The 11,494-nt window shown below is 53.8% G+C and carries 8 protein-coding genes; 5 read left to right on the top strand and 3 right to left on the bottom strand.

Annotation, left to right across the window (positions count from 1 at the left end; translation table 11 throughout):
• Nucleotides 1-811 precede the first annotated feature (811 nt).
• The 3 genes from WA318_RS05495 to WA318_RS05485 all read left to right on the top strand — a co-directional run bounded on the left by WA318_RS05495 (nt 812) and on the right by WA318_RS05485 (nt 5,801).
• Complete coding sequence (locus WA318_RS05495) at nt 812-2,209, top strand: adenylate/guanylate cyclase domain-containing protein (RefSeq protein ID WP_336080221.1); 1,398 nt, start codon at nt 812-814, stop codon at nt 2,207-2,209.
• Nucleotides 2,210-3,098: 889 nt separating this feature from the next.
• Nucleotides 3,099-5,159, top strand: coding sequence for an elongation factor G (locus WA318_RS05490; RefSeq protein WP_336080220.1), 2,061 nt, complete (start codon nt 3,099-3,101; stop codon nt 5,157-5,159).
• A 171-nt stretch (nt 5,160-5,330) separates the two neighbouring features.
• Nucleotides 5,331-5,801: a Dps family protein gene (locus WA318_RS05485; protein WP_336080219.1), complete on the top strand. Its 471-nt coding sequence runs from the start codon at nt 5,331-5,333 to the stop codon at nt 5,799-5,801.
• Between the two features lie 136 nt (nt 5,802-5,937).
• On the opposite strand, the gene WA318_RS05480 is transcribed toward WA318_RS05485, so the two are convergent.
• A complete protein-coding gene (locus tag WA318_RS05480; RefSeq protein WP_114098060.1) occupies nt 5,938-6,978 on the bottom strand; it encodes a TRAP transporter substrate-binding protein in 1,041 nt (346 codons plus the stop codon).
• A 141-nt stretch (nt 6,979-7,119) separates the two neighbouring features.
• Entirely contained in the window at nt 7,120-8,133 is a 1,014-nt protein-coding gene (locus WA318_RS05475) for an aromatic ring-hydroxylating dioxygenase subunit alpha (RefSeq protein ID WP_114098024.1), read from the bottom strand.
• A gap of 173 nt (nt 8,134-8,306) precedes the next feature.
• Between WA318_RS05475 and WA318_RS05470 the strand changes: the two genes are divergently transcribed.
• Together WA318_RS05470 and WA318_RS05465 are read left to right on the top strand one after the other, a co-directional pair.
• Complete coding sequence (locus WA318_RS05470; protein WP_220150299.1) at nt 8,307-9,023, top strand: GntR family transcriptional regulator; 717 nt, start codon at nt 8,307-8,309, stop codon at nt 9,021-9,023.
• Nucleotides 9,024-9,163: 140 nt separating this feature from the next.
• On the top strand, nt 9,164-10,132 hold the full coding sequence (locus WA318_RS05465) for a PDR/VanB family oxidoreductase (protein ID WP_336080218.1): 969 nt from the start codon (nt 9,164-9,166) through the stop codon (nt 10,130-10,132).
• Nucleotides 10,133-10,198: 66 nt separating this feature from the next.
• Here WA318_RS05465 and WA318_RS05460 read toward each other — a convergent pair whose 3' ends face one another.
• On the bottom strand, nt 10,199-11,467 hold the full coding sequence (locus WA318_RS05460; protein WP_336080217.1) for an amidase: 1,269 nt from the start codon (nt 11,465-11,467) through the stop codon (nt 10,199-10,201).
• Between the last annotated feature and the right edge of the window lie 27 nt (nt 11,468-11,494).

The raw sequence follows: 11,494 nt of genomic DNA, 5'->3' as shown, positions 1-11,494 counted from the left end.
TTAAAATTACTGACATTTTTCTGCCATGCGCTACATGCATGGTTGGTCTGATATTATTCTATTTTAAATTAGAGATAAGCATTCGTATATTTGCATCATAAGTTGTGAGCAAGCGCGAAAGCGAAACCGCTTCAGCTTCCCTGATCTCCGCATGATCCGTCCGTTGGAACGATATCCAACATCGGAATCTTCCCCAAGATTCCCTACGTCTCCCAGACGTAAGCCTCCCTGTTGATCTTTGCCGGTAGCTCCCCCCCTGCTACCGGCTTTTTTTTTGCTCCTGCACAACAAAATCTCCCGGTTCCTGCTCATTTCTCAAGCAAGCGACACGATCAAATCAAATATTTCTGTTTTTTATCAATATGTTAAATGACAACAACGCCTCGCCCAACATTTATGCAGATTTTGCATGGCTGAAAGAGCAATTTGGCAGTGGTCTTTCCCGGCAAAAACGCTATCTTTCCTCTCGAACCGCAGCGGTACACACCGCACCGCGGTACAGAGTTTTCTCCCTGACCGAATTTTCGGTCTTAGCCGGACGCCCTGTCCGGCTTACCCAGGGCCCTGCGAAGGGTCCTACGTCTCCCAGACGTGAAGCCTCCCTGATAAACTTGCCGGGCACATTTGTTGCCCGGCTTTTTTTTGCCTTTTTCAGGCTTCCCAAAAAATTACTTGCTGCACCAAGATGCAGGCAAACGTATCCCCCGATCACCGGAAGATGACGCCCTTTGGCAAGATCGCTGGTTCAAGAGCCATGCGAAGTGATACGGTGGAATGCAAACCAGCCACCGAAACCGGGAACCCACGCACAATGAGAAGCACACTTGGCGCATTCCTGTTTGGCAAGAAAACCCACAGCCACCTGCCCGAACGTGTTCAGGCCGCAATCGACAAGCAACAGCATGAAAGCGAAAAACTGATCGGCTGGGTTCAGTTGCTACTCGTGACCATCTTTGCCAGTCTCTATGCCATCTCGCCAAGTGCCACCATGAGCAACGGCATTCACCCCGTTCCCTGGGCTTTGGGTCTTTATTATCTGTTCACGCTTAAACGGCTTGCCCTGGCCTATCGCAATGCCCTGACCGACTGGTTCCTGACTTTATCGGTGATTGCCGATATCGGGCTTTTGATGGTCCTGATCTGGAGTTTCCATATCCAGTACATGCAGCCCGCGAGCTTCTATCTCAAAGCACCGACGATGATGTATGTCTTTATCTTCATCTCGTTGCGCAGTTTGCGCTTTGATCCGCGCTACATTCTGATTGCCGGTGCAACTGCGGCAATTGGGTGGCTTGCTCTTGCCACCTATGCGGTCTGGAGCGAAGGCGGCAAAGCCATGATCACCCGTGACTATGTGATGTATCTGACGTCAAACTCGATCCTGATCGGGGCCGAGATCGACAAGATCATCGCAATCCTTCTGGTGTCCCTTGTGCTGGCAATTGCCGTGATGCGCGCCAAACGCTCCTTTATCCGGGCCGTCACCGATGAAATCGCCGCACGCGATCTGTCACGCTTTGTCTCCCCCGAAATTGCGGATCGCATCACCCATGCGGATCAGCAAATCAAGCCCGGCGACGGTGAAGCCGTTACCGCCACGGTGATGTTTACCGATATTGAGGGATTCTCGTCGATAGCCGAAAAGCTGACGCCAAAAGAACTGGCAACCATGCTCAACGAATATTTCACCGAGATTAATGCGGTGATCTCCCATTTTGGCGGCGTCATCACCCAGTTTGAAGGCGACGCCATGCTGATCACCTTCAACGCCGTCACGCCCGACCCCGATCACGCCCTTAATGCCGTGCGCACAGCATTGGCCATTCAGGACATATCCGAAAGCCGGGTCTATTCATTCGGCGGCAAGATCAAAACCCGGTGCGGGATTAATACCGGCGAAATCATTATTGGTGCGGTCGGTTCGGAAAGCCGCCTGACGTTCACCGTGCATGGCGATGCCGTCAATGTGGCATCGCGCCTTGAAAACATGAACAAGCAGTATGGAAGCTACATCCTTGCGACCGAGACGACCATGCACACATGTGGCGATCATGCCGACATTCCGGAATGGATTTATCGGGGCGAGGCCACTTTGCGTGGACGCGAAAAGCCAACCCGCCTGTTTGGCATCGCTCCTCCCGGTCCTTTGCCCTCCCTTGCGTCCGATACGTCCAATACACGCGATGGGCAAAGTACCCGCAGCGCCTGAGCAAATTGCGCGCAGCACAAAGGTTTAATGCCTTCGACATCCTGTCTCGGACAAGGCGATGTCCAAATGTCCGTATCCGAACAAAAAAAACCCGGGGAGCTTGGAGCTCACCCGGGCTTTGGGGACAGATGGTCTTGGGGAGACCGATCGGAAGCGTTGCCTTGCCCGTGGGGTCAGAACGTTACGGGGGAAGAAACGTTCAACCGGGCCCCGATGCGTCGTGAGGGAGTGCACTGCATCGATGTTTGCGCTTCCGATAATTAGAAATTTGCCATGTAATTGGGGCCGAAAAATCCGTGCTTGATGACCATTTGCGGGCAAATTGGGGCAATTACGGCAACCCCCATTGCCCTGATCCCGAAACAAAAAAAAGGGGCGGGATATACCCGCCCCAACTTATTCGGGGTCATTACGGTCTTGGGGAGACCATGTCAGTCGCGGCATTTCAGGTGGGGGAACGAACCTGAAAACAACCGGCCGAGCCTTGTGAGGGGGGACAGATTTGACTGGCCATATCCTCGACTGACAATGAAGAATATGACTTGTAAACAAGGCGGGAAAACAGGCCTGATTAGGCCATTTCGGGGCGAATTGTGTTTAAACCAAGGCACATTCACACCAACCCCTTGATACTATTGACCCCAGCCCTGATCTATTTATGGGGTGTACCGGGCAACCATCATCGCGCCAATCTGTTCCGCATGGCGCTGGCCCGTTTGAAACAGCCTTGTTCCAGGGCACAGTCGCATCCCGTCACAGAATGACAACCCGGACAAAACCGGGCATCCGAAACGTCCAGACCGGCGGCCCGACGCCGCAGCAACGTGGAACCGATGCCAGCTTCATCCGGCTCCATGGGATATCGGTCTTCTTGATCAAGGAGATATCAATGCCCGATACTGCCCGTTCGACATCATCATCCCACCCGCATCCGCCGCGCGTGGCCGCATTGATCGGCCCCTATTCCAGCGGCAAGACATCCTTGCTTGAAAGTTTGCTCTGCGCCACCGGGCGCATCCACCGCAAGGGAACCATTCGTGATCACAACACTGTTGGCGACAACAATCCGCAATCCCGAACCCGCGAAATGAGCACCGAACTGACCTGCATACAGACAAGCTATCTGGGCGAGGAATGGCATTTCATCGATTGTCCCGGTTCGGTTGATTTTGCCCAGGATGCCCGCGAAGCCGCCATGATCTGCGATGTTGCCATTGTGGTGATCGATTGCGACCCCGGCCGGGTCATGACGGTGGCCCCGATCCTGAAATTTCTTGATCGCAACCGCATTCCACATCTGGTTTTCATCAACAAAACCGATCATGCAGGCATCCGCCTGCGCGACAATATTGACGCCCTGCAATCGATCTCTGAACGTCCGCTGGTCCTGCGCGAAATCCCGATCCGCGAAGCAGATGGAAATGATGAAACCATCACCGGCTTTGTCGATATTGTTTCCGAACGCGCCTATCAATATCTCGAAGGTCAGCCATCCAAGCTGATCACCATGCCTTCTAACCTCAAATCCCGCGAAGGCGAAGCCCGCGAGGGACTGCTGGAAACACTGGCCGATTTTGATGACAACCTGCTTGAACAAATTCTCGAAGATCAGACACCGGCGCCGGACACCATCTATGACAATCTCCAACAGGATCTGGCCAAGGATCTGATCGTACCGGTCTTTTTTGGATCTGCCGAACAGGATCACGGTATTGTCCGCCTTCTCAAGGCACTCCGTCACGAGGCCCCGTCATCAGACGTATGCGCCCATCGCCTGGGCATTGATCCCGAAGATAGCCAGACTGTTCTGCAAGTCTTCAAAACCGTCCACCTGTCACATGCCGGACGGTTTTGTTTTGCCCGTGTTCTTTCGGGACAGGTTAAAAACGGTGATGTCTTTGGCGGCGACAAGGTCTCTGGCCTCTGTTCTGTCATTGCTGACAAACACGAAAAGCTTGAACGTGGTGTCACGGGCGCAATTGTCGGCCTGCCACGGACCGAACATTTGCGGACCGGAACCCTGATCGGTACCGATGGCCTTATGGATAACCTGTGGCCCGATCCCCTGCCCCCGCTTTATGAAACCGGGCTTGAAGTCACCAAGCCCGGCGATGATGTCAAACTGACCGAGGCCCTTCGCCATCTTTGCGAACAGGACCGATCCCTTGGCTTTGGCCATCATGAAAGCACCGGTCAGTTGATCCTGTCCGGACAGGGCGACATCCACCTGCAATGTGCCCTGGCCCAGTTGCGCGATCACTATCATCTGGAAATTGCCACAACCCCGGTTCTGACCGGGTATCAGGAAACCATCCGCAGACCGTCATCTGCACGCGGGCGCTATAAAAAGCAAACCGGCGGCCATGGACAATTCGGTGATGCGGCTATTGAATTGCGACCACAAGGCCGCGGGGACGGTTTTGAATTTTCCGAACATATCGTCGGCGGTGCCATTCCCCGACAATATATCTCGGCCGTTGAAAAAGGTGTCCGCGACGGATTGCGGTCAGGTTCACTTGGCTTCCCGGTCGTCGATGTCGCCGTCAAGCTGGTCGACGGGTCCTTCCATGCGGTCGACAGTTCCGATCAGGCCTTCCAGATGGCTGGTCGCATCGCCATTACCGAGGCCCTTAAAGTTGCCGGTCCGGTCCTGCTGGAACCGGTCGATCATTGTACGATTTCAATCCCGTCTGATTTCACCTCCAAGGCCCAGCGTCTGGTCAGTACCCGGCGCGGGCAAATACTGGGCTTTAACGCCAAGGATGGCTGGCAGGGCTGGGACGAAATCGAGGTGCAAATGCCAACCTCGGAAACCGCCGATATGGTGACGGAATTACGGTCCCTGACACAGGGAACCGGTTTCTTCACACGCCGTTATTCCCATATGCAGGAACTGACCGGAAAACAGGCTGACATGGTCGTATCCCAACATGCGATTGACGGGAAATAGGAGGCATCATCGGCAAATGCGATAACCACAGTTCTTGTAATAGAATTGATCTATTGCAAATCATTAAACTATTGATTGGCGTAAATTTTCGTCGTGTTTCATAGTCTTTCCAAACAGAGAGACACAGTAAACCTTCGGGGGCTCCCCACCCCTGACGAAAGGAGCTACCAAATGCAGATTGATATCGGAATTAACGAAGCGAACCGCACTGCGATCGCCGACGGCCTTGGCCGCGTTCTGGCTGATTCCTATGCGCTGTATCTCAAGACGCATAACTTCCACTGGAATGTCACCGGCCCGATGTTCCAGACCCTGCACACCATGTTCGAAGAACAATATACCGAGCTTTCCACCGCAATTGACGAAATCGCCGAACGTATCCGTTCGCTTGGTGCCTTTGCCCCGGCCAGTTTCTCGGCCTATGCCGAACTTTCCTCGATCGAGGAAGAAAAAGGCGTCCCGGCAGCCAAGGACATGATCCGTCAACTGGTGACCGGGCATGAAACCGTAATCAAAACTGCCCGTTCGCTTTATCCGATCTGCGACAGTTCCGACGATGATGCCACCGCAGACCTTCTGACCACGCGCATCCAGGTCCACGAAAAAACCGCATGGATGCTGCGCTCCCTGCTTGAAGGCTGATCATCGCGATCATCACGATATCGATCAAAAAAAAAACGGCCCGGAAGTCCCGGGCCGTTTTGCGTGCAAAGACATCATGTCGTCACGCACAAAGAGGTAACCGGCAAAGGAGCTAACCGGTTACCTGGATCTGTTCCTAGTTCTGATTGCTGTATTTGGCGATTGCCTTGCGGGCGGCTTCCACGATGGCTGCACCATCGACACCCTTGTCGTTCATTTCGGCAACCCAGCGATCAATGACTTCGTCTGATTTGCCTTCGAACTTCGCGGTTTCTTCCGCTGACAGCCGGATGACTTCACCCGACTTGGCAAAGATATCAGCCCCGCGCGGTTCAATCGCGTCCCATGCATCACCAATTTCCTTGGCGATATGCGTCCCCGAATTGTCATCAATGACTTTCTTCAGATCGTCGGGAAGAGCTTCATAGCGATCCTTGTTCATGGCAAACATGAAGACAAGGGTTCCGAAACGCACACCGTCTGTACCCTCAATCGAATATTTCGTCATATCCTGAATTTTGAAAGGAATGGCGACCTCATAAGGGATCAGCGCACCGTCGACCACCCCAAGCGACAAGGCTTGCGGCAAATCGGGTACTGGCATGCTGACAGGCTGCGCACCCCAGCTTTCAAGCATCCATGCGCCTGTACGCGACGGCGCACGAAGCTTCATGCCCTTTACATCGGCAAGGCTCTGGATGTTTTTCTCGGTGGTAAAGATCGCCTGCCCGGTGTGTGTGTGAATCAACAACGGTTTGATATCCGCGAAATCCTGGGACAGGTAGTCCTGATAGATTTCCTGGATAGCCATATTGGTGACCGCGGCACTACCGGTATGCACAAATGGCAGCTCAAAAACTTCGCTGCGGGGATAAACACCCGGCGTATAGCCAAGTGCACTCCAGCCAAGATCGACAGCACCGTCGCGAATATGACTGTAAAGTTCGGTCGGCTTGCCACCCAGTGACATGGCCGGATAGATCTCGATCTTGATCCGGCCATCGGATTGTTCTTCGATCCGTTTTGCCCATGGCTCAAGGAACTGGGTTTGTGCCGTTGATTTCGGCCCCAGCACATGTTCAAGGACAAAGGTGAATTCCGGTTCAGCCTGTGCAGATAGCGCACTGGCCAGACAGCCGGCAGCAACAGCTGCCGAAACAAACAGGCGTTTTAACATGATCAACCTCAGACGTTTTCCCTGAAAATCACCCAGCATCCCGCCCGCTTGACACGGTTTTGGTGCGATAAAAATGATGCTGGGCTACTTCTCTCTTGTTTGAACAGGCGCATTCGAGACCTGTTCCTCTTTCTTTAGCAGCTAGGCATTGGCAGCAAGTGCCCGCTCGATCAGGCGCCGCGCACGCACGCCACCTGCATCGATGTTAAAGTTCAAAAGCTTGCGCTCCGGGTGGCGCAACAGATTGGCCTGCTGACCTTCCACCACTTCAAGATCCTCATAAAAGACCTTTGCCTGCGCATCCTTGATGTTTTCCGTCAGACCATGGTCGTGCGTGTCGAAATTGCGCACCATGCCCCAATAGTAACGGCACGTGGTCTCGGTTTCCGGGGTCATGCAGTTGACAACAATCCCGGTAACCCCCTTTGACCGGTCTCCCTGCTGCGCGCCGGTCCCGGCAAGCGCAACCCCGACATCGATCATGACGTTCGATGGCAGCGTAAAGTTACAGATCTGCCAGCGATCACAGATTTCCTTGGATTTGAGATTGTTTGCCCAGAAGGGCGGCGGCACGATGTTTTCCATCCAGCGTTCGACCGTCACACTGGTATCATCCGAGCGCGTGGTCGGCAGACTTTCGGTGATTTCCAGCTGACCGATGCTTGACGGATGCACATATGTCTCGTGGCTAAGATCCATCAGGTTGTCGACCAGCAGCTCGTACCCGCATTTGACGTCATAGGTGCCGCCGTCAAACACCCATCCTTCTTCGGAAGCATGCGGAATTTCCGGCACAAGTGCTTCGTCAGCTTTTTCCTTGTCACCGATCCAGACCCAGACGAACCGGTCCTTCTCAACAACGGGATAGGCGCGCACACAAGCTTCCGGATGAATGCTCTGCTGGTTGGGCATGTGAACACATGCACCTTCGCCATCAAATTCAAGCCCGTGATAACGGCAGACAAGCCGGTCACCTTCGACATAGCCCTGGCTCAGCGGCAACAACCGATGCGGACAGCTGTCTTCAAGCGCGACCAGTGAACGGTCGGCACGGCGATACAGGACGATATTTTCATTGCAGATCGTACGCGCGACAGGCTTGCGACCGATTTCGCCATCCCATCCCGCCACGTACCAGAAGTTACGCAGGAACATTTTTCTCTCCCTTGGCATAAAGCCGGATCGACTACTCTCAGGTAGATTTTTATCCACCCGTCATTTTGTTATAGTTCCAAAAGTAATCAAATTGGATCCAATTTGGCAAGACGCTTTTTTGCCAAACCGATCTGAACTATGATCGTCGACCAATCACAAAGATGGAAAGCGGCATGACCAAACACGGCCAGAGAGTCCTGATCACATTGCGAAAAATGATCGCCAACGGGGAACTCCCTCCGGGTGAACGCGTCGCGGAAATTCCGATTGCCGAACGTCTTGGCGTATCCCGAACACCGGTCCGGATCGCCTTTCGAACCCTCGAACAGGAAGGCCTTCTGCGCAAGGGTGACCGGCGCGGATACACCGTGCGAGCCATCACCCCGACCGAGATCGCAGACGCCATCGAGGTTCGCGGCGTACTGGAAGGACTGGCCGCCCGACTTGCGACCGAACGCGGGATATCCCCACAGGCACGCAACTGCCTTCTCGACTGCCTGACAACCGGAGACGCCCTGTTTTCCAAGGGATATCTGACTGATGAAGACATGGAAAACTACCATGACTTCAATATGCGCTTTCACAACACCATCATCGAATCAAGCCGCAACAACGCCATTGAGGATGCCCTTTCGCGCAACGATCACCTGCCCTTTGCATCAGTATCATCCATCGCATTCAACCGTGATGACATGACTGGTGAATTCCGCCGTTTCAATTTCAGCCACATGCAACATCACATCATCTTTGATGCAATCGACAACGGTCAGGGCGCACGCGCCGAATCCCTGATGCGGGAACATGCGAACGCGGCCCTGCGCTATACAAACATTCTCGGCCCGACCCAGGGCATGCCAGAAAATTTCACCGTGATCGAGCGTGAAGACTGAAGGCCGCCCCGGACGATTTTCATCCACCTGCCGCACAGCATTTGACAAAATTGGATCCAATTGGTCTAATCTGGATCCAATGACATCTGCCAACAATCACACCCGAAACAGAATTCGGGGATCAGGGAAGGAAAATCGCCATGCCAAAAGCCGTCATTCAACAGATCCATGACCTGACAAACCGCATACGCGGCTTTGATCTTGTCCCTGCGGATAACTCTGTAACCTTGCCTCCCTGTTCTCCGGGTGCACATATCAAGGTCAGCGTTACTGACGAAACTGGCAAACAAGCCAAACGGTCCTATTCCGTCATCAATCCCGGTCAAAGCGATCTTTATCGCATTGCCGTCCTTCGCGAGGATAATGGCGAAGGCGGATCGCGTTTCATGCATGAAACACTCGAAGTCGGCAACATCATCGAAATAGACGAACCGCAAAATGACTTCCCGCTTGATCCGGATGCGACCGAAACAATCCTGATTGCAGGCGGTATCGGCATCACACCCATTCTGTCGATGGCCAAACAGCTGCAACAGGACGGGGCGAATTTCACCCTTCATTACAGCAGCCGAAACCATCATGACATGGCACTCATGTCGGAGGTACTCGACTGCGCCGAGGGTCGTTGCAGCCTTTATTTCGATGGCGGGGACGCGACGCGTGGCATGCCACTTTCCGCCCTTCTGGGGACCCCGGGGGCAAACAGGCATGTCTATGTTTGTGGTCCAGGCGGATTGATTGATGCAGTCCTTGAAACAGCCCGCCGCAATCGCTGGGCCCCGGATAACGTCCATTACGAACGTTTCACCACTCCGTCAGCACAGCTTGACGATACCGGATTCGAAGTGCACCTCGCCCAAAGCGGCAAAGTCTTTGACGTCCCGGTTGGGAAATCCATTCTGGACGTTCTGATCGACGAGGGGATCGATCCGCTTTACGACTGTAAAAAAGGCAATTGCGGTATCTGCACCTCGGTGGTGTTGTCCCATGATGGTGATCTGTCCCATCGTGACGCCTATCTGAGTGACAGCCAGAAAACACAGAACGATCAGATGTGCATTTGCGTGTCCCGCATGCAAAGCAGCGGACGTCTCAGTCTTGATCTCTGACCTCTGATACATGCTATCTGCAACAAAAAAGGCCCGGCAATGCCGGGCCTTTTTGCATGGCTTGACCTAGCCAAACAAAGGATCAATCTGACGCGCAGCATTCAGTACCTGCTTGTCATGACCATGTGGGGCTGCAACCATCAAGGCAGCCGGGACTGTTTCACCGTCAATATGGACCGGGATCGAAATTGCGCAGGCATCGACAAGATTGAGATAGCCGGTATTGCGCAACATCAGGGCATTAAGATTGTCAAAATCGGCTTCAACCTCGGCAATCTTTGGTGCCATCATCGGCAAGGTCGGTGCAATCATCACATCAACATCGGCCATCGCCGCATTGAACATCGAAACCACATCTACCCGTTTGGCATAGGCCGCAATCATATCGTCCTTTGACAGGGTATCGGCAAATTTCAGACGGGCCAGAACGCGCGGATCACCGACCGTTTCAAGTTTGTCAAAATCGCCGGAATAGATCGCGTGCGCCTCAAATGACACCAGCATCTTGTTTAAGATGGCGTTTTCGGCAATGAAACCAAGCTCAATCTCGACCAGTTCATGCCCGGCTGCTTTCAACTGCGCGCAGATGGTTGCAAAATCGGCCTTCACCCGATCATCCAGCCCGTCGACAAAACCGCTGGTCGGCACACCAATGCGAAGTGGTGACGGATCAACATGCTCAAGCGCCTCACCCGTCATGACCTCGAACACGGCAATCGCGGTATCAAGATCACGGGCAAGCGGGCCCGGGGTATCAAAGCTTTTGGCAAGCGGATGAATGCCCTTGCCCGAAACACCAAGACGGCTTGGCTTGAAGCCATAAAGGCCATTGATCGCAGACGGAATGCGGATTGATCCGCCGGTATCGGTGCCAAGGGCAAAATCAACCAGACCATGGGCCACAGTCAAACCACCCCCGGATGTCGAACCACCGGGAATACCATCGGCATCAAAGATATTGCCCGGCGTCCCGTAATGCGGGTTAAGCCCCACACCGGAATAGGCAAATTCGCTAAGCGTCGTGCGACCAAACGGGATCGCACCGGCTTCCTTTACCAGACGCACAATGTCGCAATCTGCATCTGCCGGGGTGCGATCCAAAAGAAGCTTTGACGCCGCTGTAGTGGCTAAGCCTGCTTCATCATACAGGTCCTTGATCGAAACCAGCATCCCGGCAAGCGGCAAGCCCGGATTGGCAGCAGACAGTTCTTCAGCCTTTGCCGCAGCGGCCAGAATCCGGTCCGGGTCAAATTCCGTAAAGATTTGCCCCTTCAGATCACCAAGCTCATTGACCTTGTCGATTGCTGCTTGTGCCTTGTCGATCATCGCGCCCATCTGGCTGCCTCATCCTTCTTTTATCGT

Source organism: Thalassospira sp. CH_XMU1448-2, from assembly GCF_037027285.1.
In the GTDB taxonomy this organism is placed as follows: domain Bacteria; phylum Pseudomonadota; class Alphaproteobacteria; order Rhodospirillales; family Thalassospiraceae; genus Thalassospira; species Thalassospira profundimaris_C.
This window is presented reverse-complemented; position numbering and strand designations above follow the sequence as displayed.